General features: G+C 69.5%; 23 protein-coding genes and 2 pseudogenes. 12 read left to right on the top strand and 13 right to left on the bottom strand.

Annotation, left to right across the window (positions count from 1 at the left end):
* Positions 1-326 precede the first annotated feature (326 nt).
* From ACQP12_RS22035 to ACQP12_RS22020, 4 genes are all read left to right on the top strand, one after another.
* Complete coding sequence (locus tag ACQP12_RS22035) at positions 327-1,838, top strand: SMI1/KNR4 family protein (protein ID WP_433281612.1); 1,512 nt, start codon at positions 327-329, stop codon at positions 1,836-1,838.
* A gap of 133 nt (positions 1,839-1,971) precedes the next feature.
* A complete protein-coding gene (locus ACQP12_RS22030; RefSeq protein WP_433281610.1) occupies positions 1,972-2,244 on the top strand; it encodes a hypothetical protein in 273 nt (90 codons plus the stop codon).
* Between the two features lie 31 nt (positions 2,245-2,275).
* Complete coding sequence (locus ACQP12_RS22025) at positions 2,276-2,704, top strand: hypothetical protein (RefSeq protein ID WP_433281609.1); 429 nt, start codon at positions 2,276-2,278, stop codon at positions 2,702-2,704.
* A 112-nt stretch (positions 2,705-2,816) separates the two neighbouring features.
* Entirely contained in the window at positions 2,817-3,923 is a 1,107-nt protein-coding gene (locus ACQP12_RS22020) for a hypothetical protein (RefSeq protein ID WP_433281607.1), read from the top strand.
* Between the two features lie 396 nt (positions 3,924-4,319).
* Here ACQP12_RS22020 and ACQP12_RS22015 read toward each other — a convergent pair whose 3' ends face one another.
* Entirely contained in the window at positions 4,320-7,061 is a 2,742-nt protein-coding gene (locus tag ACQP12_RS22015) for an ATP-binding protein (protein ID WP_433281605.1), read from the bottom strand.
* A gap of 163 nt (positions 7,062-7,224) precedes the next feature.
* On the opposite strand from ACQP12_RS22015, the gene ACQP12_RS22010 reads away from it, so the two are divergent.
* Together ACQP12_RS22010 and ACQP12_RS22005 are read left to right on the top strand one after the other, a co-directional pair.
* Positions 7,225-7,803 (top strand): dihydrofolate reductase family protein, encoded by a 579-nt coding sequence (locus ACQP12_RS22010; RefSeq protein WP_433281603.1) that lies wholly within the window; start codon positions 7,225-7,227, stop codon positions 7,801-7,803.
* 24 nt (positions 7,804-7,827) lie between these two features.
* The gene (locus tag ACQP12_RS22005) at positions 7,828-9,093 is read left to right on the top strand and encodes an SGNH/GDSL hydrolase family protein (RefSeq protein ID WP_433281601.1); all 1,266 of its coding nucleotides are present in this window, start codon (positions 7,828-7,830) and stop codon (positions 9,091-9,093) included.
* 212 nt (positions 9,094-9,305) lie between these two features.
* Here the strand turns inward: ACQP12_RS22005 and ACQP12_RS22000 are convergent, their stop codons facing one another.
* The 4 genes and pseudogenes from ACQP12_RS22000 to ACQP12_RS21985 all read right to left on the bottom strand — a co-directional run.
* Positions 9,306-10,931, bottom strand: coding sequence for an alpha/beta hydrolase fold domain-containing protein (locus ACQP12_RS22000; protein WP_433281599.1), 1,626 nt, complete (start codon positions 10,929-10,931; stop codon positions 9,306-9,308).
* Positions 10,932-11,471: 540 nt separating this feature from the next.
* Positions 11,472-12,482 (bottom strand): mechanosensitive ion channel family protein, encoded by a 1,011-nt coding sequence (locus ACQP12_RS21995; RefSeq protein WP_357948343.1) that lies wholly within the window; start codon positions 12,480-12,482, stop codon positions 11,472-11,474.
* 194 nt (positions 12,483-12,676) lie between these two features.
* Positions 12,677-12,838: a hypothetical protein gene (locus tag ACQP12_RS21990; RefSeq protein WP_433289581.1), complete on the bottom strand. Its 162-nt coding sequence runs from the start codon at positions 12,836-12,838 to the stop codon at positions 12,677-12,679.
* A gap of 121 nt (positions 12,839-12,959) precedes the next feature.
* A pseudogene (locus tag ACQP12_RS21985) lies at positions 12,960-13,220 on the bottom strand (SDR family NAD(P)-dependent oxidoreductase); the annotation flags it as partial.
* 374 nt (positions 13,221-13,594) lie between these two features.
* Between ACQP12_RS21985 and ACQP12_RS21980 the strand changes: the two are divergent.
* Positions 13,595-13,699 (top strand): annotated as a pseudogene (locus ACQP12_RS21980) (transposase); the annotation flags it as partial.
* Between the two features lie 684 nt (positions 13,700-14,383).
* On the opposite strand, the gene ACQP12_RS21975 reads toward ACQP12_RS21980, so the two are convergent.
* From ACQP12_RS21975 to ACQP12_RS21960, 4 genes are all read right to left on the bottom strand, one after another.
* Positions 14,384-15,271 (bottom strand): alpha/beta fold hydrolase, encoded by an 888-nt coding sequence (locus tag ACQP12_RS21975; RefSeq protein WP_433281597.1) that lies wholly within the window; start codon positions 15,269-15,271, stop codon positions 14,384-14,386.
* A 202-nt stretch (positions 15,272-15,473) separates the two neighbouring features.
* A complete protein-coding gene (locus tag ACQP12_RS21970) occupies positions 15,474-15,833 on the bottom strand; it encodes a hypothetical protein (protein WP_433281595.1) in 360 nt (119 codons plus the stop codon).
* Positions 15,834-15,885: 52 nt separating this feature from the next.
* Entirely contained in the window at positions 15,886-16,773 is an 888-nt protein-coding gene (locus ACQP12_RS21965) for a hypothetical protein (RefSeq protein WP_433281593.1), read from the bottom strand.
* A gap of 226 nt (positions 16,774-16,999) precedes the next feature.
* Positions 17,000-17,194: a hypothetical protein gene (locus ACQP12_RS21960; RefSeq protein WP_433281591.1), complete on the bottom strand. Its 195-nt coding sequence runs from the start codon at positions 17,192-17,194 to the stop codon at positions 17,000-17,002.
* Between the two features lie 253 nt (positions 17,195-17,447).
* On the opposite strand from ACQP12_RS21960, the gene ACQP12_RS21955 reads away from it, so the two are divergent.
* On the top strand, positions 17,448-17,633 hold the full coding sequence (locus tag ACQP12_RS21955) for a hypothetical protein (RefSeq protein WP_433281589.1): 186 nt from the start codon (positions 17,448-17,450) through the stop codon (positions 17,631-17,633).
* 481 nt (positions 17,634-18,114) lie between these two features.
* On the opposite strand, the gene ACQP12_RS21950 is transcribed toward ACQP12_RS21955, so the two are convergent.
* Positions 18,115-19,290 (bottom strand): zinc-dependent alcohol dehydrogenase, encoded by a 1,176-nt coding sequence (locus ACQP12_RS21950; protein WP_433281587.1) that lies wholly within the window; start codon positions 19,288-19,290, stop codon positions 18,115-18,117.
* A gap of 11 nt (positions 19,291-19,301) precedes the next feature.
* Positions 19,302-20,249: an SRPBCC family protein gene (locus ACQP12_RS21945; protein ID WP_433281585.1), complete on the bottom strand. Its 948-nt coding sequence runs from the start codon at positions 20,247-20,249 to the stop codon at positions 19,302-19,304.
* Between the two features lie 451 nt (positions 20,250-20,700).
* Here ACQP12_RS21945 and ACQP12_RS21940 point away from each other — a divergent pair, with 451 nt between their 5' ends.
* A complete protein-coding gene (locus tag ACQP12_RS21940; RefSeq protein ID WP_433281583.1) occupies positions 20,701-21,384 on the top strand; it encodes a TMEM175 family protein in 684 nt (227 codons plus the stop codon).
* A 74-nt stretch (positions 21,385-21,458) separates the two neighbouring features.
* Positions 21,459-21,866, top strand: coding sequence for a DUF2267 domain-containing protein (locus tag ACQP12_RS21935; protein ID WP_433281581.1), 408 nt, complete (start codon positions 21,459-21,461; stop codon positions 21,864-21,866).
* Positions 21,867-22,101: 235 nt separating this feature from the next.
* On the opposite strand, the gene ACQP12_RS21930 is transcribed toward ACQP12_RS21935, so the two are convergent.
* Positions 22,102-22,899 carry an aldo/keto reductase gene (locus ACQP12_RS21930; RefSeq protein ID WP_433281579.1) on the bottom strand — a complete coding sequence of 266 codons (798 nt, stop codon included), beginning with the start codon at positions 22,897-22,899 and terminating at the stop codon, positions 22,102-22,104.
* Between the two features lie 289 nt (positions 22,900-23,188).
* Here ACQP12_RS21930 and ACQP12_RS21925 point away from each other — a divergent pair, with 289 nt between their 5' ends.
* Positions 23,189-23,770 (top strand): type 1 glutamine amidotransferase domain-containing protein, encoded by a 582-nt coding sequence (locus tag ACQP12_RS21925; RefSeq protein WP_357948380.1) that lies wholly within the window; start codon positions 23,189-23,191, stop codon positions 23,768-23,770.
* A gap of 886 nt (positions 23,771-24,656) precedes the next feature.
* Here ACQP12_RS21925 and ACQP12_RS21920 read toward each other — a convergent pair.
* Positions 24,657-25,316: a DUF1345 domain-containing protein gene (locus tag ACQP12_RS21920; protein WP_433281577.1), complete on the bottom strand. Its 660-nt coding sequence runs from the start codon at positions 25,314-25,316 to the stop codon at positions 24,657-24,659.
* A gap of 303 nt (positions 25,317-25,619) precedes the next feature.
* Here ACQP12_RS21920 and ACQP12_RS21915 point away from each other — a divergent pair, with 303 nt between their 5' ends.
* Positions 25,620-25,808, top strand: a complete 189-nt coding sequence (locus ACQP12_RS21915) for a hypothetical protein (protein ID WP_433281575.1) — start codon at positions 25,620-25,622, stop codon at positions 25,806-25,808.
* Positions 25,809-25,937 lie beyond the last annotated feature (129 nt).

Raw genomic sequence — 25,937 nt, 5'->3', positions numbered from 1 at the left:
TCCGGGGGACGCCGAAGTGGTCGGCGTTGGCTGCTACCCGCCTGGCTGGTGCCGGCTTGTAGTCCTGGGTCCGCTGACGCCAATCACGAGGGCATGCTGCATCGGCGTATGGCTTTCGGTGCCGTCGTGGTAGCGCCGGCATGGATTCCGGGAACTGAGACTCGAATCCCACCGGCAATCGCCTGACCAGCGCTCTGCTCGGTGACCTCTTCGGCGCGTCGAAGGCGTCAGCGTCGGCGGCTCCACTTTGCGGTCCGGCTACGTCCGCTCATACCGAGAACGGTGTGTCGTTATTCTGTTTGCTGATCATGGGGGAGGGGTCGGCGTTGACGGATCTGGAGGGGCTGGTAAGGGAGATGGCGTCGGTGTTGGCTGGCGCTGGCGTAGCGGTCCTGCAAGGGTGTCACCACCGCCGGGGCGGCAGCTCGCTGCACACGTTCGATGTCGCCGGGCGATCGACGTTCGCGGACGCCGGGTTCGCCATGCACGAGCTTCTCCGCCGAGTGGACGAGGTGCTGCGCCCGGATGGGGAGGACCGCCCGATCGTCGTCGAACTCGCCCGCGACGGGGCGGGGCGCGCCGAGCTGCGGTACACCTTCGATCTGCCCACTGTGGCGCCGGTGCGGCTGGTGCTCGACCCCGGATACCGACACCCGGGCCACCCGGCTTCGCCGATGCCGGCGCCGCCCGGTGTCGGGGTCACCGACCGGCCCACCGACTCGGAGGTCCTCGCCACCATCCGCGCCCTCGTCGCGGAGTTCGTGAGGGAGCACACGCGGAAGACGGGGCGCAGGCCCGACCTGGGCGCCGGACATTCGGAGGAGGAAATCCTCGCCGCCGAGGTCGCCATGGGCCTGCGGCTGCCCGAGGATCTTCGGGCCCTGTACCGCACCGTGTCCGAAGATGAGGAGTATGGGCTGCTCGGGGCGGGGTCCCTGCTGCCGTTGGTAGCCGTGGTCGAGGCGCACCTGGCCGGCAAACCCGGGGCTGGCGTCGGTCCCGACGACCTGTTCGCGGTGTTCCCGGTCGTCTACGAGGCGTACCCGCCCGGCCGGGTGCGGCGGGTGTTCCGCAACGACTGGTGGGTGGAGGTCGGCACCGACTGGGGCGGGAACTACTGCTTGATCGACCTCGATCCCGGACCCGAAGGCACTTCTGGGCAGATCATCCAGTACGGCAGAGACTTCTATGGACCGGTGGGGTACGTCGCCGAGTCCGTGACGGCCGCGCTGCACGACAGGCTCGCAGAGCTGCGGGACGCCGGTGCCCCACAGCGAGCCTCGGCCCATCCGCAGTACAGCCACTCTCAGCAGGTGGGGCAGCGGCGGGTCGCTGACGTCGTCGCGGGACTCGACGTGCAAGAGCTTTACCTCAACGACGGCGCAGTCCTCCGTCTGGCGGAGCTCGCGCCGCTATGCCATTTGCACTGCGTCTCAATCTACCGTGCGACAGCGGTCACCGCGGACCTCCCACCCGACGTGCCGGTCGAGTGGCTGTCGATCGATGCTGCCGAGATCGACCTTCCGCCACTCGGCCGGCATCCGACCCTGTGGGGGCTGAAGCTTGCTACCCGCTCCCCGGTCGCGGTCGGTCCGCTGGCTGCTCTGCCGGCCCTCGTCCACCTCGACCTGTCTGAAGCCAACGTCAGCGACCTGCACCGGGTTGCGGAGTTGCCAGGCCTCCGGGTGCTGGAGCTCAGCCTGGCCCAGTGGCGGGAGCTGCGGGAGCACGATGCGCTGCCGGCCGGACTGGCTGCCGCGGCGCTGAACGGGTTCGCTCGATTGGAGGACGCCGACGAGTGGGCCACCTGGCTGCAAGGAGCTGCCGGGCAGCGGTGAGTGCGCTGGCGTCGGCAGGGGGCGAACTCCAGCAGAGCATGATCGAAAGCCTCCGAGCTCCCGAGGGAACCTCATCGGGCGAAGCTGCGCTCACCGTCGCCGTCGTCGTGGCGAATACACCCACTGCCTTGACGTGACCGGTGGCCTTGCCTGCTGGCACACCTACGGAGACTGGTTCAGCGTCCACGACGCCGCGGCGGACGGCGCCCACGTGGAGGTCCGTTGGCAGTCGTGGGGCCGTAGCGGCACCTGCATCGCCAGCGGAAACGGCGACTACCAGAAGTGCGACTACGACCTCAAGGAGGGCTACCAGATCAAGTGGTACCTCGAAATCTGGAACGGCGGCACCTGTGTCCGCGGCGAGTACACCACCGACTGCACGGACGACGTAGCCGTCTGTATCTAAGAAGGGAAGGTACGCGATGAAGGTACCGCGAGTGGCAGTCGTGGCCGGCGCAGCGCTCGCCCTCCTCGGCGCGACGGCCGGCAGCGCGAGCGCCGCGACGACCGACACGGTGACCTGCGGAACGGTGTCGGCCCAAGATCCCACCGACGGTTGGAAGGTCAAGCTGGCGGGCAGCGCCTGCTCCCACTGTTACGGCGACTGGTTCTCCGTGACGGACGAGAACTCCGACGGCTACCACGTCGAGGTCCACTGGCAGACGGACTATGCCCGTGAGGGAATCTGCAAGGACTCCAACGGCTCGGGGACCGAGGTGACCGGCGACTACGACATGGCGGAGAATTGCCGCTGGGGTAACCGAAGCGATCCCCTATGGATCTCGGCGGTCAGACTGGACTACCGGGCCGATCGGCCGCCCACTGACACCGGCCGTCGACCAAATCCGATGAACAGGACTGGATAGACCCGGTCGAGAGGCCGGTTCTGCTACTCGGCCATGCCGTCCCGTGCCAGAATCCCGCGGCATGGTGAGAAGGACACTTCGGGCACTGATCGGTAGGCTGGTGGGACTCGGCATGGTGGTGGAGGAAAAGGCCGCCGTCGAGTTGGCCAGCATCGCTGAGTGGAACGAACATCATCTGGATGAGGATCTGACGGAGCGCGACCTGTTGGGTTGGCTCCCCGAGTTGGGCGTGGCAATCGCGGTGCATGGCGATGATGTCGACGACGTAGCGGACCACTACCGGTACCTGCTCGAGGAGAGAGTGGCCGAGTGTACGGGTGGTGCGGTGATGGTCGCCGACGTCATGCTGCTGTGCGAGGGTGACAACGAGTGGCTGCACTTTGTACGTAACGGCGAGTCAGTCTGGTGGCGCGTCGAGCATGAGTCGGATGACTACGTAGACCAGGCGGCGGTAGCCGAGCAAATCAACGATCTGGACCCGGGCGGTGATGATCCGCGCCGGTTCTATCAACTACGTCCGGCGAAGAAGGAACCCTGTCACGACGACGTGTACGTCCTGGCCTCGCCGGAACAGGCCAGGGCCCTCCACGACGAGTTCGGCCTCGACTTCTACGGGCTGGAGTCGACGGGGGCGCGGCGCGGAGAGTCGCCGACGGACTTGCTCGACCGGTGGTTGGCCGAGATGGATGCCGAACTCGACAGTTGGTGTGTCCGGTTTCGGCCGGGGGGCTCCTCCTTTGACTTCTCAGTCGAGTCCCTCGATGCGCTGGAACGCCTTGTGCTGGACCGGTTTGCCGACTGGGCCGCGGTCCAGGCCGCCGCCGATGACCCGTTCGTCGTGGGGGCGGTTCGCTATCTGGGAGAGACGCTGATCCGGAGCGGGTCGAGTCACTGGGCTTATCCGGACGGGCGGTACGCCCGCCATCCGCTGGTCCAGTCCAACACGCCACCCGCCTTCCGGACGGTCGTCGAGCCGTTGAACAAGCTCAGTCACCTCGCCGAAGATCGCGAACCCGGCATTCTCGGTATGTCGATCGAGGAACTCCGCCGGGCGGTCGACGAGTACACGACGGCGCTGCGGGCGCTTGAGTCGATCCACCGGCCGAGCGCGTCCCGGACCAGTCGCTCGGAGCCGAGCCTGCCGACCCGGTCCGGCAGCCGTTCGACCTCCCTGGACAGTAGCAGCGAGGTCGACGGCAGCGCCTCCCGACGGACGTAGTACTTGGTCCACCACAGCTCGTCCTCGGGGCGTGGCCCGCCGACAGCACCGGGTCGGGACACCCGAACCTGGTCGAGTAGCGGGATCAGTTTCTGAGTGTCGCCTGGCCGGTCCTTCCCCGCCTGGCCACGCCGTGGCGAGACACCGTCTCGGCGCAGCGCCCCGGCTGGCGGATGCGGGCGGCGCACCTGCACTGCCACGACTGCGAGGGCTTCGACCGCGATTAGTTGGCTTCCGCCGTCGACTACCAGCTGCGCGACCGGTGCGAGATTGGCTGGGTGGAGCAGTCCTACACCTTGCCGGCGTATCAGCGGCGCGGCTTGGCCGCTCCTGCTCAGCTGTAGGGGTCTCACCGTCCACGCGGATCCGCTCGACGCGGAGATCGGCGTACGGCCGTCACCGCCGGGTCAGTTCGACCAGTTCCGTCCGCCCCTCGGCCGCACGCTCGGGCAGCAGCAACAGGGTGCAGGCGCGCTCGAACCGGGCGTCGATGCGTTCCCAGGCCCGGACGGAGGCGGCCAGCGCGTCCTCGTCGTGGTGCAGCCGCCCAGCGGCCCGGCGGAGGCAGGCGGCCGCCCAGTCGTTCTCCGCGCCGGCCGGCGCGGCCGCCGCGAGCCGGTCGGCCGCGTCGGGCAGCCCGGCGACGACGGCGAGTTCGGCCGCCGCGGCGCGGGCGTACGGCCCGTACCGGCCCTGCGAATCCCCGCCGAACACGCGCCCAACCAGCGCTGCGGCGGCGTCCGCCTGGGGCCTCTGCACGGCGACCCGGGCGTCCACGAAGGTCAGGAACGCGACGAAGTTGGGCACCTGCTCGGGGTCGCCGAGGCCGGTCACCTCCAGCGCCTGAGCCCGCCACCGGCCGAAGCGCTCGCCGTCGCCGAGCAGGCCGCACGCGAGCGCGGCAGCCAGGACGGCGAGCCACAGCCAAGGGGCGGGGGGCCGGCCCGCCCGGCACCAACCGGCCCACATCGACTCGGTGTGCCGCAGCGCCTCGTTGAACCGCCCGGTCAGCGCGAGGGCCGGGATCAGCTTGCTCGCCGAGGCGTAGGGGTGGTTGCTGACCAGGTCGTCCTGGTACACCCGCTCGGCGGCGGCCAGTGCGGCCGGGAGATCCCCGGCGGCAATCGCCCAGGTCGCCGCCATGTGCACGGCGTCCACGATCTCCACACCGGCGGAAGGGTCGTCGCGCGACAACTCCGGCAGCAGGGCGATGCGTTCACCGGTCACCCGGTGCGCCTCCCGCAGCCGGCCGGCCCGGCCGGCCGCGCCGCCGACCGCATCCAGGCTTGCGCTGATCAGCAGCGGGTCCCCAGCGGCCCGGGCTGCCGCGAGCGCGGCGGCGGCGAGCCGCGGATCGGGGTCGCACCGCCCACTGGCCGTCCAGGCGTTCGCCAGCGTCAGGCCGGCTGCCACCGTGGGCTTGCCCACGGTGCCGGCAGCGGTTGCCTGCCCGAGCAGGTCACGCAGCCGCTGCTGGGGTATCTCGGCGGCCGGCTCGGCATTGAACCGGTTGGCAAGCTCCACGGCCCGGGTCAGCGCGAGCGCGCGGGCGTCGCCGTCGCCGGCCGCCCGGGCGCCTTCCGCAGCGGCCAGCAGGTGCCGGAACGCCTGCGGGCTGCAGTTGGTGGCGGTGACGATGCAGTCGGCCGCGTGCCGCAGGTCCGGCACGGCGTTCCCCGGGGCGGGGGCGTGGGCGGCCGCCCGTTCGAAGTGAGCGGCGGCTTCGAGCAGGAACCGGTGCACGTACGCGAGGTGCCCGAGCGCCCGGGCCAGTTGGTGGGCGAGCGGGCTCGGTCCAGGCGGACACTTCGTCAACGCCGCCCGCAGGTCGTCGGCGACGGCGCGGAACTCCTCCCGGCGGCGGTCGGCCGGGTGCCCCCGCAGGGCGACCGCCGTCTCGGCAGCCCAGCGCAGGTGCCGCTGGCGCAGCGCCGGCTCTTCCCCGGCGGCGGTGAGCCGCTCGGCGGCGTAGGCGCGGACAGTGTCCAGCAGGCGCCATCTGCTCACGACCCCGCGCTCGGGGACGAGGAGGCTCTTGTCCGCCAGCCGGCCGAGCAGGTCGGCGACCGCGCCCGGCGTGCCGACGTCGGTGACCGCCACCGCGGCGGGAAGGTCGAAGCTGCCGACGAACACCGCCAGGCGACGGAGCAGCAGCCGTTCATCGTCGTCCAGCAGGTCGTGACTCCAGCCGACGACCGCGCGCAGGGACCGGTGCCGCCGATCCGCCGCGCGCCCGCCGGCCAGCAGGAGCAGCACGTCGTCCAAGGCGGCCAGCAGGCCAGCCGCCCCCAGCGACGCGCTGCGCGCGGCGGCCAGCTCGATGGCCAACGGCATCCCGTCGAGTCGGGCGCAGAGCTCGGCGACGACCGCCGGATCCGCGTCGAACTCCGGGTCGGCCGCCCGGGCCCGGTCATGGAACAGGGTGACCGCGTCGGTGCCGAGCGGCAGCGGCGCCACCGGGACGACCTGCTCACCGGGGACGGCGAGCCGCTCCCGGCTGGTGGCCAGCACGGTCACGTCCGGGCAGGCCGACAGGATCCGCTCCACGAGAGCGGCCACCGGGTCGAGCAGGTGCTCGCAGTTGTCCAGCACGAGCAGCGTGCGGCCCCGGCCGAGGCGGTCCGTGATCGCGGCCAGCAGTGGCTGCTGGATCTGCTCGGTGACCCCGAGCGCGGTCGCCACGGCCTGGACCACGAAGTCGTCCAGGACCGGCACGAGATCGACGAAGACCCGACCCAGCGGGAACGTTGGCGCCGCTGCGGCGCCCACCGCCCCGGCCAGCCGGGTCTTGCCCACCCCGCCGGGTCCGAGCAGCGTCACGAGCCGCCGGTGCGCGAGCGCGGCGAGGACGGCCTCCCGCTCGCGCTCGCGGCCCACGAAGGCCGTACGCGGGTCGGGCAGCCCGGACATCCCGCCGGCGGGGGTGGTGGTGTCGCCCGCCGCGGGCCGGGCGAGCGCCGTGAGGTCGAACCGGTCGGCGACGCCGTACTTGCGCAGCAACGACGACACGTGGCTCTCCACGGTGCGCACCGAGATGAACAGCCGTTCGGCGATCTCAGCGTTCGTCAGGCGCAGTTGCAGCAGCGCGAGGACCTCCGCCTCCCGCTTAGACGGTCGTTCGGTGGCGATCGAGGACACGCCGCCATTGTCCCGCACCGGCAGCGGAAGTACGTGCCGTCTTTCCGTGGCCGGATCCGTGGCGTCACGGATGTCCGGACACCCTTGCGGGCCGCAGGCTGGGTGCCGTCAGACAGCGGGCCGGCATCGAGGATCGGCCGGCATGAGCGGAAGGACTGCAAGCATGAACAACACCTCGGGCCGCAAGGTGGTCGCCTCGACCTACGTCTCCCTCGACGGGGTGATCGCGAACCCGCACCTGTGGATGCTCTCGTACATGACCGAGGAGGGGCAGCGGTACGCCTTGGAGCAGTTGTTCGACAGTGATGCCCTGCTGCTGGGCCGGGAGACGTATGAGGGGTTCGCGCAGGCGTGGCCGAATATGCCGCGCGACGAGGCCGGCTTCGCCGACCGGATGAACAGCCTGCCGAAGTACGTCGTCTCGACGACGCTGCAGCGGGCCGACTGGCACAACTCCACCATCCTTGCGGGGGACGTGGTCAAGGAGGTCGGGGAACTCAAGCGGCAGCCCGGCAAGGACATTCTGATGTACGGCTTCGGCCAGCTCGCCCGCACCCTGTTGAACAACGGTCTGATCGACGAGCTGCGGTTCTGGGTGCACCCGGTCCTGGTGGGGCAGGGACGGGCGGAGAACGGCGACCTGCTCTTCCGCGACGGTGGCACGGGCAACTTGCGCCTGGCCGGACAGACCGTGCTCGACTCCGGTGTCGTCATCCTGCGCTACCAGCCGGCGGGCAGGTAAAGGACCGTGAAAGGACGGACCACGATGTACGGAAAGCTTCGTCAACTGGCGCTGGGCGCCGCACTGCTGACGGTCGGCCTGACCGGCGCCGCCCCGGCCGCCCCGACGGCGGCCGCCCAGCACGCTCCCGCTCCCTGGTCCACCGGCTGGGCGAGCGCCCCGCAGCATCCCGTGGCGGGCAACGAGTGGGACGGGCCGAACTGGTCCATCGACGGGTTCCGGGACCAGTCGGTACGGCAGGTGGTCCGGCTCAGCGTGGGGGGCAGCCACCTGCGGATCAGGCTGTCCAACCGCTACGGCACCACACCGCTGCGGGTCACCGGGGCCACCGTCGGCAGGACCCGGTCCGGCGCACAGGTCCTTCCCGGCACCCTCCACCGGCTCACCTTCCACCACTCCGCCGGTGTCACCGTCCCGCCTGGACGGGACGCCGCCTCCGACGCTGTGGCGCTGCCCACCAGGGCGCTGGAGCGGCTGACCGTCACGCTCTACTTCGCCGCCGCGACCGGTCCCGCCACCTTCCATCAGGAGGGTCTGACCACCACCTACCGCGCCATCGGCGACCACCGGTACGACCCGGGTGACGGCGCGTTCGCCGGGGAGGTCAGCGACTCCTGGTACTACCTGGCGGGGCTCGACGTCACCGGCGGGGCCCACCCGGCCCGGGGCACGGTGGTGACCGTGGGTGACTCCATCACCGACGGGTACGGCTCCACGCCCGGCGCGGACAACCGCTACCCGGACCAGTTGGCCGAGCGGCTTAACGCCGCGGGGAGGCCGGTGGGCGTGGCGAACGTCGGGATCAGCGGCAACAAGCTCGTCGGCAGTTCGACCTGCTACGGCGAGAGCCTGCTCGCCCGATTCCGGCGCGACGTGCTCGACCAGCCCGGCGTACGTACGGTGATCATTGAGGTCGGCCTCAACGACCTCGCCACCAGCGGCCTTCCGGACTTCGGCTGCGGTCCGTCGCCCGTGGTGACCCGGGACGACCTCATCGCCGGATACCGCACTCTGATCCGCGCCGCCCGCGCCCGCGGGATCACCATCCTCGGCGCGACTCTCACCCCGGTGGTGGGCAGCATCTACGAACCGGTCGAGGAGACGCGGCTCTCGGTCAACAGGTGGATCCGTGCCAGCGGCGAGTACGACGGCGTGATCGACCTCGACCGGGCCGTCACCGACCGGGGGAGGCCGGGCCTCTCTCCAGCGTACGACTGCGGCGACGCCCTGCACCCGAACGACGCCGGGACGCGGGCCATGGCCGACGCGATAGACCTCCGCCGCCTCTGACGGCGCAGCGCGGAGCGGGCAAACCGCGTCGGATAGCGTCGTTGGCCTCCCGCACGGCGAGCTGAGTCTCGCCTGGGGATGGTGTCCGCCGTTGTAGGGTGCCAAAACGGCATGGCCCGCCATTCTCCCGCCAGCGGATCGCAGTCGGGGACCTGCCGTCGGATGCGGTCGTCGGGCCAAACAGGGCCTAATCCGCGACATGGCAGCCCGCGTCACCCGATGACCTTGGCCCCTCGCATTGGCGCACCATCCAACGGATGTGCGGCGCGGGCCTCCCCGAACGCCTGGCGCAGGTGCAGAGCGACCTCCTCTTGGGCGTGCGCGGCCTTGTCCAGCACCGCGGCAAGGCCGAAGAAGTCGTGCATCACTCCCCCGTAACGGACCGACGTGGCCCGCACGCCGGCGGCCTCCAAGCGGGCGCACCACTCGTCGCCTTGGCTCTGCAGCACGTCGCGGTCGGTGGTGACGATCAGTGTTGGCGGCAGACCGGCGAGGCCCTGCGCGGAGAGCGGGAGCAGATCGACCCTGGGGTCTTTCAAGCTGTCGGTCACGCCATGGAAGGCGTGCATCATCATCCAGGACAGCAGTGGACGATTCAGCGGCCGGGCGTCTGCGGCGTCCCGCATGGACGCGCCGTACTGGGCGGTGGTGGTCAGCGGGCAGACGAGCACCTGCGCCACGGGCAGTGGCTCACCTGCCTGCTTGAGCTGACCGCAGGTCGCGGCCGCCATGTTCGCCCCGACGCCCTCGCCACCGATGGCGAGGCGTGACGGGTCGCCGCCGAACCCGGTGGCGTTGGTCCGGAGCCACCGGTAGGTGGCCAGCACGTCCTCGTGGGCGGCCGGGAACACGTGCTCGGGAGCCTTGCGATACTCCGGCGACACCACGATCGCGCCCGTCCGGTTGACCAGGGCACGGCAGGACGCGTCATAGTCGTCGTTCGTGAACAGGATCCAACCGCCACCGTGCACCCACATCACCACGGGCACCGGATCGGGGGTCTGGCCGAGCGGCTTGTAGACGCGTACGACCAGATCACCACCCGGGCCGGGCACGGTAACGTCCGCTGCCGATCCGACTTCCTCGGGGTCCGTCGGCCGCCCGTCCTGCTGCAGGATCTCCATCGCCGCGTCGGCGAGGCTCGGCTGCTGGCGGGCCTGCTCGACGGTGAGGAGCTCGTACGGGGCCAGTACCAGTCGGGACCAGGTGTCGAGGATCCGCTGCGCCTGGGTGTCGAGCAGCCAGGAGGCGTCGGTCGACAGGACGTTGCTGCGGCCGGATACCCGGTCGCGTACCTTGTCCATGAACCCGGCGGCGTCCATGAACCCGGCGGCCACGTGCATGAGCCTGCGACGGCGTCCGGTGGGCGGGACGGTGGGATGCGAGCGGGCCGGGGCCGACCGCTTGGCGGCGAGGTACCGCTCGCCGAGCCGACCCATCTCCTCCGCGCCCACCGCCCGACGCAGCGCCGGCAGGAACTCCCGTTCCTCCTTCTCGATGTGGTGCCGGACACCGCCGATCAGCTTGTTCAGCGCCCGCTCGAATTTGTGGCTGCCGGGATCCGCATGGTCAAGCAGGACGAGCAGCCTCTTGAGGGCCTGGTGCTCGTCCCGCCCCTCCTCGGCGTCCGCGGCGGCGCCGATCTCGGCCAGCGCCGGATACAACACCTCCTCCTCGGCGTGGGCGTGCAGGGCACGGCCGTAACTCACCTGGTCGACCAGCATGCGCCGGTCACCGCGTCCGGCCTCGAGGTGCTCGAAGAGGCGGTTCGCCACCACGTGCTCGTCGGCGATCAGGTGGTCGAGGTCGCCCGGCAAGGTCGCGTACGGCAGCGTCATCGGACACCTCCTCCTCCACACTTACCGCAACCGGCGCCGCCCTCGCGGCATAACCTGGCATGTCGCCAAGAACCCGAACGGGCGGGTCGACGCTGGTCAGCGCACATCCCAGCCAGGCGTTGGCGCCCGGCTGCACCCGCAGTGAACATGGGTCGGCCGCGAACCACCACCTACATCACGGCCGACCTGCCCTCTGTCGCCGCCGCGCTGGTCGCCATGACCGGTCAGCCACACCTGCTCGCCCCCGCCGCCGCGGACTTGGCTGACAGGCCATGACGGCCGCGGGAACCGCCAGCCGCATCGTCAGCCCCCGAGCGGCTGTCGCCAGGGATGTTCGGTCACCGCAGATCGGACTCGTAACTGCTCGCCGAGGGTGGGGAGCTGGCCGACCCGTCCCGGTTCACCGGCATCCTTGCCGACCGGCTGGCCCGCCCGCTGTGAGGCCGGCACCGTGACGGTGATCGGTTAGGCACGAGAAGTGGGGTGGCGTCATCTGGACGCCCCCGCAGATCTCCTGCGTGTCGTCAGCCCCGGCAGGGGTCAGGGTTTGTACTCGCTGCGGGTGCGGGGGAGCCACTGCGGGTGGTTGTCGCGGATGTAGCGGATCAGGCCCTCGCGGAGGTCGCAGCGGAGGTCCCAGGCGCTGGCCCCGTCGGCGGCTGTGGCCTGCACCTCGATCACGACGCTCGATGCGGTGGCGTCGACCATCTGCAGAACCCACCGGCTCCGGTCCCACAGCGGTGAGGACTCGACCAGCCGTTGCGCCTCCGTGCGCAGGTCCTCGAGGTCGGCGGTGTGGTCCACGTGGATCTGGACCTTGCCGACCACCCGCGCCTCGTGCCGGGACCAGTTCTGGAACGGGCGCTCGGTGAAGTACATCGTCGGCAGGATGAGCATCCGGTCGTCCCACAGCCGGACGACCACGTTGGTCAGCTTGACCTCTTCGACCCGGCCCCACTCGCCCTCGATGACCACCACGTCGCCGACGTGCAGACCGTCCGAGAAGGCGACCTGAATACCGGCGAACGCGTTGCCCAGAGCGGTCCGGGCGGACAGGCCGATGAGCGCGCCGACGACGCCGGCCGAGCCCAGGACGGAGATCCCGAACGCGCGGATGGGCGGGAAGGTGGTCATGATCAGGCCGATGGCCACGATCGTGACCACTACCGCGGTGAAGCGTCGGACGGGGCGGATCTGGGTTCGGGCCCGCCGGATCCGGCGGTCCGCGACCACCTCCGGCGGCAGCCGGCTGAAGGTGACGCCCTCGGCGACGTGCAGTGCCTTGATCACCAGCCAGGCGACGCTGCCGATGAGCAACAGCCCGATGGCCTGTCGGACGTCGCCGAGCCATCCGGTCGGTCGCGGCGGCAGTGCGAGGTACAGCCCGGTGAGGAGCAGCACGGCGGCCGTCGGACGGCGGCAGGCCTTCCGCAGTGGTCCCAGGACCCACCGGTAGCGACCGTGGTCGACGCGACGAACGAGCCTGCGTGTGCCGATGTCCAGCAGCACGGCCACCGCCAGCGTGGCCAGCATGATCAACGCCGCGCGCATCAGGCGGCGACCGGCGTGGTCTCGACCGTCATCCCGCTGCGCTCCTCGCCCACGTCATGACGTACTGTGCGCCGACCGTCTGCATCCAGGTGCCGATGTTGGCGGCGAGCAGGGTCAGCCAGAAGTGCGGTAGACCGCCGTCCGCAGCGGCGACCACGCCGAGACGGGAACCTCGGCGGGGATGCCTCCGGGCGTCACCACCGCCTGTCCGCGCGCAGCACGCGCTCACCGGAGACGTAGAGGTCGTCGGGGGCGAGCAGAAGCAGCCGTACGACCTCCCCGGCTACCTCCTCCGGCTGCGCGTAGACCTCGTCCAGGAACTCGTCTCCGACCCGCTCCTGCAGCCGGGTGGGCATCGGCCCAGGATGCAGCTGCATCACCTTGATCCGGTTGCTGTGCTGCGCCTCGGCCAGCGACTCGACGAGGCTCGTGCCGTAGCTCTTGGTGGCGCTGTAGACCGAGATGCCGGGTCACCGCCATCGCGCCGGTGTACACCACGTTGCCGTAGCCCTGCCGGTGCAGGTGGTGCAGGGCCTCCTTGAGCACGTACGTCGTGCCGAGCGCGTTGACCTCCACCTCCCGCCGGATGCGCTCCGGGCTGAGGCTCTCCAGGTCGCCGCCCGCCCACACCGAGGCGCAGGCGGCCACCCCGTCGATGGTGCCGCACATGTCGACCACGCTTGCGAATCCGTCCCGCACCTGCTCATAGGAGGAGACATCGCAGACGGCGCGGCACAACCCAGGTCATTGATCACCGCGACAACCTCGTCCGGCCGGTCGCTGAAGACGGTGACCCGGTGCTCGTGCACGAGCAGATGGGCCACCGCCAGCCCGAGACCGCTGGTGCCACCGGTCACCATCAGGTTTCTGGCAGCCATGTCCCTCCAGTCGTCGTCGCACAAGAGCGGATGTGACTTTCCCGCTCGGGCCGGCTCCACACCCCGGGCTGCTGCTCCGAATGCGGCCGTCGGTCCCGCATCCGTGAACGCCGCGATTTCGGGAAGCCGGGCCCCGGGCCGGCAGGTAGGGCGACCGCCGCCGGATTGAAGCGAGGACAGCTGGGTCGGAAAAGCACGGTTGCGTCCACTGGAGTGGTGTGAGACTTGCCCGTGATTTGCGGCGCCGCCTGGGGGCAGCGCAGCGATCAGCGGGTGACCTCCCGCAACGGTTGCCGGCATCGGGAGTGGGACACCCGCGCCGGGACGATCGACCCGGCCCCCTGCCGCGATGGTGCCGGACCGGCATGGCCCCGCGGGCGCAGATCGGACAGGGCGAATGGCTTCGTAGCCTGAACACGGCGACGGCTGTGGGTGCCCGCCGTCGTGGTGGCGCCTGCATGTATCCCGGGAGCCGAGGCTCGAATCCCAACCGGCAACCGTCTGAGCGGCGCTTCTTGCTCGGTGCCTCTTCGGCGAGTCCGAAAAGACCAAGGCGACTAAACTTGCGTGAGCTTCAACGTCTCGCCGATGGTCATCGGCGGTGGGGCATTGGCTCGTGTCGCCCCTCGGACACCAGCGAAATCCAACGGTGCGTGGCAAGATCTACACTTGCCCGCACCGTTTGTGTTTCCGGGTTGTAGGTCAGGTTCAGCCCGAGGCTGCGGTAGACCTCCAGCTTGTCTTAGGTTCGGCGTCCCGCAGGGCCGTCACGAGGTCGCCGAGTTCGAGCTTGCCGGCCGGGCGTCGCTAGTGCGCGGACTCGTGCGGGTGTGAGTACCCGGACCATCTCGGCCACGGCTTGGTCGGCATCACGGCTGTCCATCGGGGGGCATGACGAGGAGCCTGCCAGATCTTGCGCCGCCTCGCCGTACCGCCAAACACCCGCTCATCGGTCACGACAGGGCGGCACCCAACGCGCGCGGTCGGCGGCAGAAGCGGATGCCCCACGGGCATCATCGCGGGCTATGTTCGACTCAGGGGCTGTTCGAGAAATTGCATGAGCTGTGCGGTGAGCTCGGCCGGCTGTTCCTCGAAGATCCAGTGACCAGAGCCCTCGATGACGCCACCGGTTACCGTCGTGGCGTACTGCGCGACCTGGGTCGGTACCGCCTCCCCGAGGCTGACTCGGGCGCCGAGTGCGAGAACCGGCATGGTCAGCTTCGTCTTGCCGTACTCGGCGTTGTCGGCGACATCTTGGGGCAGTGCACGGAAGTAGTCGAAGCTAGCCCGCAGATGAGCCTCGTCTTGCAGGTACCGGGCGTACTCGCGGACATCGTCATCGCCGATGGCGGTCTTCTGGACCTTCATCGAATCGGTGAACCGATCCACCCATAGGGCCTCGCGACCGTCCACGATCTGTTCTGGCAGGCCGTTGGGGAGGCTGAAGAATCCGAAGTTCCAGAAGCCCGGTCCCTTCGGGGTCAGTGAGGGGAACTGGTACAGGCTCTGGTCGGGGATCGGCGCTTCCGTGAGCACGAGCTTGCGCACGTGATCGCGGTGAGCGGCGGCATACGCGTACGCGACCATGGTCCCAATGTCGTGCCCGATCATGCTGACGTCGCGATCAAGGCCGAGTTGGGTGAGCAGGCCGTACACGTCGCCGGCGAGAGTCTTCTTGTCGTAGCCTCCTGCCGGGGCGTCGCTGCCGCCGGCTCCCCGAAGGTCAGGCGCGATGACTGTGTAGTGCTTGGCGAGCTCCGGCAGAACCTTGCGCCACATGTACCACGTCTGGGGATAGCCGTGCAGCAGGACCAGGGTGCTGCCCCGACCGCCCCGAACATAGTTGATCGTGACGTCGCCGACCCGCGCCGTCTGCTCCGTGAAGGAACCCGGAATCCGCTCGCCGCCCATTGCCACCCCCTCTGATGACACACGCGGTTCGCGGGCTACCCAACCCCGGGCCTCGTACACCTCACAAGCGCCGGCGCATACCGGGGCCGTACCCGACGGGCTGGGCAACCCGACGCCCCGCAAGGGATGCCGCGGGGCCGGCTGGACGGATAGCCACACTCTCATCAGCATGTGAGTGCGCAGGGTCGGGTCGATGCGTGTGCTAGTTGCTACGGAGGTGGACGGAAGCTCGGGTTGTGCCCTCGTCCGGGACGTCGGCGACGGCCAGGCGGGCGACGACGGCGTTGTGCGCCAGGGTCAGCAGCACCAGCGGCAGCGCGGGCCCAAGCAGGTCGGCGAAGAGATCGGGTGCGTCGGCGGCGACCACGGCCAGGCCTGCCAGGACCCCGGCGCCGACCACCACGCCGCTGGCGAGGGCGCGGCGGCGGAGCAGGGCGACCAGATCGGTGGCGCCGGCCCGCCGGGCATGGTGCACGAGGAACACCGCAGTCAGGTAGGCGCAGACCCAGGCCGCGAGCATACCGCTGTAGATGGACGTCGGGTTGAGCCAGCTCTGCGCCACCGGGCGAAGACCGTGACCATATTTAGCATTCGGCGCGACGGCGCGGCGTCGATCAGCTCTGCCGCTGTTGGCCCTGCGGTCCTACCAGCCATCCCGTGACCTGCCTCAGTGGCTGGCTGCTGTTGACCACCTTCATCATCCGTTGCCACGCCGCTCGGGCCGGAGATCCGCCCAGCACGCCGCCCAGACCCCCGCCGCCGCCAGCCCCCGCCGCGCGGTTCTGAGCCAGTTGCTGGGTGGTCTGCCCGAGCTGTTGACCGACCTGCTGGGTAGTCTGCTGCAGCGTCTGCGACAGCGGTCCATCGGGCCCCAGCGCCTCCTGTGCCGTCTGCCCGACGTGGTCGAGCGTCTGCGCTAGCGGCCCCTGCGGCCCGAGCACCTGCTGAGCTGTCTGCCCGACCTGGTTCACGGCAGTATCCACGGTCTTCACCAACGACTCGATGATCTCAGGGTTGCGCTCGATGGTGCGGAGGGCGCTGTCGAGAATGCCGCGGAGTTCCTCGAGCCGAACCTCGAGCATGGCGTCGGCCTCAACGCCCCTAATGTCGATCTTCACCGTGCCGAGGTGCGCCTGGACGCCCACGTCGAGCTGGAGCAGGCTACCCAGCCGGGCTCGCAGTGAGACGGAGGCGTCCAGGTTGTCGACCTCGACGTAGATCTGTTCGACCTTGACCTGCGGGAGCTGGAGGACGACGTCCGGATCTGACATCGTCTTGCTGCTGTGCCCGCCAGCTGGCTGGGGTAGGCCGTGCTCACTACGCTGCGAGACGGACGGGCGTTTGCCGCGGTCAGCATCCGTCGAGGCGTCGGCAGGACCGAGGTTCTGGCCCCGAGCGGCGACTTGGGCGCCCTCCTCGGCGTCGCGCTGCCGATCGACCTGCTCGCGCGGTTGCGCGGGGGACCCCCGTGCGCCCGTGTCCCGGCTCTCCGGTTCGGCCATCCCGCGCTCCTCGGGCCTCGCCTAGCATGCGGACCGGATGGAGCCCACCATCGGTATGCGGCTCCGATCCTCGGCCCACCCCCTCGGACCGGGTCGCGGTGTACCCGTGTGCCGACGCGTCAAACCGTCCTGGGGGTACGGTCGAGGAGACGGCGGATCAGCTGCGCCTGAGAGCAAGGGCCGAGCAGGCGAGCAGGGGAGCAGCCGCTCCCACCCGTGTCCGTGCTCACGACGATCCCAACGACAGGTCGGCGTGCCAGTACCGATCGGTGTCGTCGTTGCTGGCCATGACGATCATGCCGGTCGCGCTGGTGACGCCTGCGTGGGTCGTCACGTTGTCGAGATCGGCGACAGGCTGTCCCGGATGACCGGCGTACCACGGCCGTCGGGGAAGGCCGAGCTGCGCCACCAGGTTGTTCATGGCCGTGTGGGCCGGGGGTTGGCCGTCAATCAGGCGATCCAGGGGATCGGCAGCGTTCGACGTTTTCGCCTGGGTCTGTCACCGACGCCGTCGGACTGGTCGGTGCCTTCTTCGCGGCCGCCGATGCTGGTCGCGGCAGTGACGTCCCAGATTTGGCCGCTGCCCGAGCTGCGGGGGGTGAGCAAGGACCCGTACGTGCCGGTACCCGGCTGCCTGCCGGGGCGATGCGCTGGGAGCTGTTTCGTGAGGGCGAGTGCCGCAATCACATCTCCGAGGTGTACCTGGTGCCGTCCTGGACGAGCACCTGCGCCAGCACGGCGGGCGGCTGACCGGCGCCGACATGCGGGCCGAAGTACGGGTCAAGAAGCTCGTCGAGGGCGCGCCGGAGGCGCGGCACCTGCTGCCCGCCGCCGGACCCGCGCTGACCGACAACCGGTAAGGGCGCTGAGAGCGCTCACGGTTTGTACTCGCTGCGGGTGCGGGGCAGCCACTGCGGGCGATGATCGCGCACGTAGCGGATGCAGCGCCTCGATCCCGGCGACGATGAAAAAGAACGACGAGATGAGGTAGAGCAGGCCGAATCTGCTTGGCATCGGTGGTGCCCCACAGCTTGATCAGCTTGTTGCTCCGCAGAGCTCGCAGCGGGTCGCCGAGCCCCGCCGGCGCCAGGATCGCGGGCTGATGGTCCTGGCGAAGCTCGGCGCTTGTCTGGTTGGCCATGCTTACCCCGCTACGGGCGAAACGGATCAGTCACCGACCCTACGTATGCGGCGCAGACGGAGGTCGCGTCTCCGGCCGAAACCACACTTCCGCGTAGTGCTGGGGCAGCCACGCGGCCGGCAGCCGCTCACACCGCACGCGAATGCATATCGTCGTCGCCCCCGGGCAGAGTGATCCGGAGGCGACGACGAGGCGAACCACTACGCCTTGAGCACCACCTTGACGCAGTCCTCCTGCTTGTTCTTGAAGATGTCGTAGCCGCGGGGAGCATCGTCCAGTTGCATCGTGTGGGTGATGATGAAGCTCGGGTCGATCTCGCCCTTGCGGATGCGTTCCAGCAGCGGCCGCATGTAGCGCTGTACGTGCGCCTGTCCCGACCGCATCGTCAGGGAGCGGTTCATGAACGACCCCATCGGGAACTTGTCGATGAACCCGCCGTACGCGCCGATCACCGAGACGGTCCCGCCGTTACGGCAGCTCAGCACCGCCTCCCGGAGCGCGTGTGGGCGGTCCGTCTCCACCTTCATCGCCTGCTTGGCCCGGTCGTAGGCGTGCAGCGCAGCGGACGGGTGATGCCCCTCCATGCCGACCGCGTCGATGCAGGCGTCCGGCCCGCGGCCGGCCGTCATGTCGCGCAGCGCATCCATGACGTCGGTCTCCTCGTAGTTGATCGTCTCCGCGCCCGCCTTCGTCCGCGCCATCTGCAGCCGGTAAGGGAACCGGTCGATGACGATGACCCGTTCCGCCCCGAGCAGGTACGCGCTGACGGCGGCGAACTGGCCGACCGGCCCGGCACCCCAGATGGCGACGATGTCCCCGCGTTTGATGTCGCACATCTCGGCGGCCATGTACCCGGTCGGCAGGACGTCGGACAGGAACAGCACCTTCTCGTCCGGCAGGTCGTCCTCAATCTTCAGGGCACCGACATCGGCGAAGGGCACCCGCACGTACTGCGCCTGGCCCCCCGCGTATCCACCCATCAGATGGGAGTAGCCGAAGATGCCGGCCGGCGAGTGGCCCATCGCCACCTCGGCTATCGCCGCATTCGGGTTGGAGTTCTCGCAGACCGAGTACAGGCCCCGTTGACAGGACATGCAGTTGCCGCAGGCGATCGGGAATCCGACCACCACGCGGTCGCCGATGCTCAGCCCGTCCCGTACGCCGGGGCCGAGATCCACGATCTCGCCCATGAATTCGTGCCCGAGGATGTCGCCCCTCTTCATGGCCGGGATGAAGCCGTCGAGCAGGTGCAGGTCCGAGCCGCAGATCGCCGCCGAGCTCACGCGCACCACGGCGTCTCGAGGACTGAGGATCTGCGGGTCGGAAACGTCTTCGACGGCGACCTTGTTCGGGGCGACCCAGCAGTTGGCTCTCATCGATCTCCTCCTCAACCGACCCGCGCCGTCGCCAGCGGCCGCGCCGGCCGCTGCTTCGCCTGCTGCTGCATGCTGGTCCCCTGCGGGCTTCCGTCCGAGCGCACGATCTCACCCGTCTCGATCATCTGCTTGAAACGCCGCAGGTCGTCGCAGACCTGCTGCTGGGGGTCCTCGCCGAAGACCTTGGCGACCAACGCCCCGGGCTTGCCCCCCGGCACCGAGTACTCGAGCTCGACCCGCACCTCCGTGCCGTGGCCGCCGGCCGCGCGCATGAAGCGCACACATCCGGAGTTCGGCACGGTCGCGCCCCCGGTCGAGCGCCACCTGATCAACTCGTTGGGCCGGTCCTCGACGACCTCCGCGTCCCACTCCACGCTCCGCCCGGCCGGAGCCTTCGCCGTCCAGTGCGACTGCCGGACCCCGGTCATCCGCACCGACTGGAGGTGGTACATGAAGCGAGGCAGGTTCTCAAAGTCGTGCCAGAACCGGTACGCATCCTCGATGTTTCGGTTGATCGTCACCGCGCCATGTGCCCGGTTGCACCCTGTCATCGGGCGGCCTCGCGTCGTCCGTAGCGCCGTGTAGAGGTCGACGACGGTGATCCCGGCGAGCGCGCCGGTGGTGTACATCAGGCGCCGCCGTCGTTCCCCCTTGCGGTGGCTCATGGCCCGGCCGCAGGCCGCCAGGTCCATGATGTCCCCGGCGACCCGCGTCCATGTCCCCCACCCGGCCCGGCGGGGGATCAGCAGTGCGGCGGCGTGGCCCAACTCGCGTACCCCGGCGGCCCGCAACACGGTCCGCGCCATCCGGGAGTCGTCGACGCCGCACAGCCGGCTGAGCCTCGGCGTGGCGGCGATGGCGGCCGCGCCGAGGCCGAGACTGACCCAGCCCAGCACCCGGGCTGTGCCTTGTGATCGGCGGTCAGGAGTTTCCCGCTCGATGCCCAGGGCGTCGGTCACCGACCGGACACCCATTGTTGTGCTCTTCCGACCCATCTCATCCCCATCTCAATCCCACCGATGACGGCTCCGATGTCGGCCCGGCGCTGGCTTCCCGCAACCGCGGGATTCACGCACCGAGTCAGCGGCGACCGTCGGGGCGCAGCAGCTTCATCAGCTGGCGGTTGTAGAGCCGCGGATGTTGGTCGTGGTGATCCGGACGAGAGCGTCCGTCGGCCGCTCTGTCCGGGCGTCCGGCACCTCCTTCACGCGCACCGTCTTCGGTCCGTCGTAGACGACAGCCTTCATTCGTGCCCCCGTGATGCCGGCTTCTCCGAGATGCCAAGAACTCCTGGCACCGAGATTGTGGCCCTCCGCTACGCCGCCTAAGTCATGATGCGCACTATTGATTCGCATCTAGGGCGGCGGTGGCGGGCTGTTTTCCGCGGACGCCACTGGGTAGGCGTGCTAGGTGAGCGGGCCAGAAACGGACCTCGGCACGAGGTCGGACACCAGCCGTGCCGTGGCGTTCAGCGACGCAATCTTCGCCATCATCATCACGCTGCTGGTCCTGGACCTCCGGGTGCCGGACGTCCCGCCCGGCCGCCTCCTGTCCGGACTGCTCAGCCAGTGGCCGTCATACATCGCGTATCTCGCGTCCTACTCGTACGTGGCCGTCGTCTGGCTCAACCACAAGGCGGCATTCAACCGCATCCAGCAGAGCGACCGCGGCCTGCACTGGATGAACCTGCTCGTGCTGTTCACCACGGCGCTGCTGCCGTTTCCGACCATCGTCGTGTCGCACGCCCTGCAGGAGCACGACAACGCGGACCAACGGGTGGCCATCGCCTTCTACGCGCTGATCGGCGCGTCGCTGTGCGCGGCTTGGCTGGCGTTCTACCACTACCTGGCCCGGCACCCCGACCTGCTGAAGGAGCAGGTCAGGGACCAGTTCTTCCACGTCGAGCGGTTGCGGGCCCTCGCCGGGGTCGTCCTGTACGTCCTCGCGGGGGTGCTCGGCTACCTGGTGACGCCCCTGGTCGGCCTCGTCATCTTCCTCCTGCTGCCCGCCTTCTACGCCGTCACCAGCGCGGGCCTGTACCAGTTTCGGGTGACTCGCAGGATCACCCATCGCCCTCGGTCACCCCGTGGCTGAGGGAGGGCAGACCGCCGTTTCACCCTTGGCGGGCGCGGGTACCCGCCGCAATCCGGTTCGAGAGGGGATCCGAGGTGGACTACACCGAGTTCATCCAGTCCGTGGCAGCGAGACCGAAGGTTCCGCCGGGGCAGGCGGAACCAATCACCCGCGCCGCGCTCGAGACGTTGGCAGAACGGATCACTGGTGGCCAGGCGAGGGACCTCGCCTCTCAGCTCCCTGAGGAGCTACGAGGCCTGGTGTACAGGCCCACCGAAGATCCAGAACGGTTCGGGCTTGCCGAATTCCTCGAACGGGTGCAGTCACGGGCCGGGGTGGATCGCCAGGTGGCCACCGACGGAGCACAGGCCGTGCTGGATACCCTTCGTGAGTCGGCGAGCGCGAAGGAGTACGGGGACGTTGTCGACCAGTTGCCGCAGGAGTTCTGGCAGTTGACCGGGCCGGGGACGGGACAGCTCGAGCCCCGCCGGGTCGGCACCTAGCTCGGGCGCGCGGACCGGCCAGAAAGCGCCGGCGGTAACGGCAGAGGCGCCGCTACCTACCGAGGTGCGGGCCAGTACTCCGCCGCGTACAAGCTCGCGTCGGTCGGTCGGCCCGAAGGCTGACCGACCGACGGCAATGACCGTCACCGTCGGCCCGGCGGCCACCGCCCTCCACCGTCGGGCGGATGGCGCCGCTCGATCTACCAGGCGCCGTCCGCCGAAACGGTCGGTGACGCTACAACATCTCCAGCGGTTGCGGGCCGGCCGGCGGCGGGAACGCCGTGTCGAGTGCCGCCACGTCCTCTTCAGCCAGATACAGCTCTTGCGCTTCCGCGTTCTCTCGGGTGTGCTCGGGATTGGATGATCGGGGGATGGCCGCGATCCTCTCCTGCCGCAGTAGCCAGGCCAGCGCAACCTGGGCGGGCGTGGCTCCGTGTCGGGCGGCGACCTCCGAGATCTGGGGGTGGCCGAGCAGTCGGCCCTGCTCGATCGGCGAGTACGCCATCACCGGGATTCGGTGCTCGCGTAGCCACGGCAGCAGGTCGTACTCGGGACCGCGGCGGGTGAGGTTGTACAGGATCTGGTTGGTCGCGCAGGAGTTCCCGCCCGCCTCGAGTAGGTCCGTCATGTCGGAAAGATCGAAGTTGCTCACGCCCCACTGCCCGATGTCACCGGCGTCGACGAGTTCGGCGAACGCCTCGATCGTCTCCGCGAGTGGATGCGGACCGCGCCAGTGCAGGAGGTAGAGGTCGATGTGGTCGACGCCGAGTCGTTGCAGGCTGCGGCGGCAGGCCTGCACGGTTCCTCGTCGGCTGGCGTTGGACGGCAGCACCTTGTCGACCAGAAAGACGTCGGCGCGCCGTCCGGTGATCGCCTCGCCGACGAGTTCCTCGGAGGCGCCGTCACCGTACATCTCCGCGGTGTCGATCATGGTCAATCCGAGGTCCAGCCCGGCGCGTAGCGCGGCTATCTCGTCCCGCCGCCTTCCGGGGCGCTCGCCCAGGTACCACGTTCCCTGGCCGAGCACAGGCATGGTCTGGCCGGACGGTAGCTCGATCGCGGCAGCAGCGAGAGTCATGGCGGCCCTTTCCGGAGCCTGAGTACCAATGGGTTGCGTGCGTTACCCGCTGCGACCGGCAGCACGCTCTCGTAGCGTGGCCTTTTCCCGCGCAGGCACTGTCTGAGCGGCGGGCATATGGGTGGATTGTCCGTCCCCGAGCGGCGTTCGATGGACTGTTTCCCGGTGCCCGCACCGGGAAGGCGACCGCGAGCGAACGATGCGCCGCCGACGGGGCGGCGCCGCAAAGGGGAAGGCCGCGGAAATGGCGCAGAGCCAACAGCCACTGACCGGGAAGCGAGTCGCTTGTCTCGCCGCCGACGGGGTGGAGGACGTGGAGTACACCCAGTCCCGGGCCGCCGCGGAGCAGGCGGGGGCGGAGGTGCACCTGATCTCATTGAATTCCGGCGAGATCCAGTCAATGAACCAGGACATCAACCCGGCGAACCGCTATCGGGTGGACCGGACCGTCAACGAGGCCAATGCGGCCGACTACGACGCCCTGCTGCTGCCGGGCGGGACGGTCAACCCCGACCGGCTCCGGATGAACCCGCAGGCGATGGATTTCGTCCGGGCGTTCTTCCAGCAACAGAAGCCGGTGGCAGCGATCTGCCACGGCCCCTGGTCGTTGGTCGAAACCGGGATGGTCAACGGCCGGACCGTCACTTCGTTCCCCAGCCTACGCACCGACATCCGCAACGCGGGCGGGAACTGGGTGGACCAACAGGTGCAGGTCGACAACGGCCTGGTCACCAGCCGCAGCCCCAGCGACCTTCCGGCCTTCTGCGCCAAGATGGTCGAGGAGTTCGCCGAGGGCAAACACGTCCGCCAGATGGCGACAGCCTGACCCGGGTGGGGGCTCCAGGCCGGGAGGATCAGCCCGCCCTGGAGCCCCCACCCGGCGGGTATCCCCGCCAACCGGATCTCGCGCCGCTTCGGATGCTTCCCGCCACCTCCTGCCAGCCTGCTGATCCAGGAGTCCGGGTGCGCTTGGGCCCTGCTGTGCGCGGCGTCGAGGCCGAACAGCATGGGAATCAAGGGAGGTAGCCGGCCGTTGCCGCCAGCAAAGTTGATCAAGATGCTGGTCGGTGAGACAATCAACCCCGCCGCTGTGCGTGAGCCCGCCGTGAGGGGCGGAAACGTCTGGATCATCGGCTTGGCGCTGTCCGGCTTGGCATCATTCTCGGGTCAGTCAACCTGATCGCCGCCTGCGCCCACCCGGGATGACCACGTTCCAGACGCCGCCTGCCTGTAAGGCATGCCCGCACAGAGAAGCCGACGTCACTTCTCTCGCGGCGACGGGAAGCGGCAGCAGGACGCATCTGCAACCCACTCCATTGCCACGAACCACCGGCTGGCCAACGGATCGCGGCACCACGACGACCCGCCGGCCGATGTGGTGTCCCGCCGCCGCGGTACGCGCGGATTGCGACGTACAGCGCCGCGAGGAGCAGCACCGCGACGGCGGGGCCCCGGGACGCGTGGTACAGCGGCGCGAGCAGCCAGCGGGTAGCGACGCACACCTGCACAACGCTCCTGCGGCGACCATGATCCTGCGCTCCCATCCGTTCTACAAGGCCACGTGGCCCGTCGCCCAGGGGCGCAGTGGCGATCCAACCAGGTACCGTCGGCCCTTCCGGAATCCTCAACTCCGTCCCCTCCGCGGCTTCGGCTTCGCCTAGCATCTCCACCCTCTCGCCCTGCTTCCTGAAGTCGCAGCCGGCGAACGGGGGTCATGACTGGCCCAGGTTGGTGACCAGATTGACGGCGACGGCCAGGACGCCGGTTCCGAAGGCGTACGAGAGCAGCGCGTGCCCGAGCGCGACCCTGCGCATGCGGTTGCTGGTCGGTTCGTTCTCGCCCGGGGCGAAGGACATACCAACCGTGAAGGCGACGTACGCGAAGTCGGCGTACGCGGGCGGCTCTGCCCGCTTGAAGTCAAAGCCGCCGTCGTCCTCGCGGTAGTACAGCCGGGCGTACTTGAACGCGAAGACAGTGTTAACCAGCGCCCACGCCAGAACCACCGCGACGACGCTGAGGATCACCAGCGTGACAGCCACCATGTCGTGTTGGTTCGAACCGCGAACAAGCGCCTCGGCCACGGCGGCGAGGCTGATCACGGACGCGATCAGGATCGCGGTGTCGGTGGAACGGGAGTGTCGCTCCGCCTCGGCAAGCTCCTCGGTGCGCTCCGGGCTCGCCGACCAGCAAGCCCGCCACACCCAGACGAGGATCGTGCCCGCCGCGATCGTCCAGATCACCAGCGGCGTCAACTCCGGCGCCCCGACCAGCGCGGTGGCCGCCCCGGCGACAACACCGACGGCTAGCGACCACAGGGCACGCCCGACGGACAGCAGGCGTCCCAGCGCCGGTCGTCCCGATCGCTGCTCCACCCGTACAGCGTTCCCACTTGACCGGATCATGCAGGGGAAACGCCGAGCGATCACCGGATCGGGCTGCATCGAGGACGGCGAGAATGCAGCGATGCACGCTCGGGCCGCGATGCACGCTCGGGCCCTGGGCGATTACTTCATCAGCCAGGAGGCCCGGGCGCCTCACGCTAACCCGCACAGAGCTTGTAAGCGAGATGTCGCCGGTTCGATCCCGGCCGGGGCTCCAATTCCACCAGGCACTTCGCGGCGGTGGCCGCCGCGAAACGGCCGGTTGACAGCAACGCTGACAGCAACGGGGCCCCGGTGCTGAAGCTGACGAAGGCGGGCTCTGCCACGGCCGCCGCCGCTCCCGTCGCCGTAGCCGACACCGCCGACACCAGCAGCGACGATTCCAACAACGGGAACGTCTACGGCATCGCCGGCATCCTGCTCGGCCTTGCCGGCCTCGTCGCCGGCCTGCTGGCATACCGCCGCGCCGCACAGTCCCGCTGACCAGATCGGGCGAGGCAGCGTGGAATAGCCACGCGAGTAGCCAAGGCGGTGCACCCTGACGGACATGCCCGTACCTGGCCGGACTCGTTGGGCAGCGCCCGGCAACCCTGACGCGGCCTCGCCCGCTCC

Source organism: Micromonospora sp. CA-244673 (assembly GCF_050948395.1).
Classification (GTDB): Bacteria; Actinomycetota; Actinomycetes; order Mycobacteriales; family Micromonosporaceae; genus Micromonospora.
This window is presented reverse-complemented; position numbering and strand designations above follow the sequence as displayed.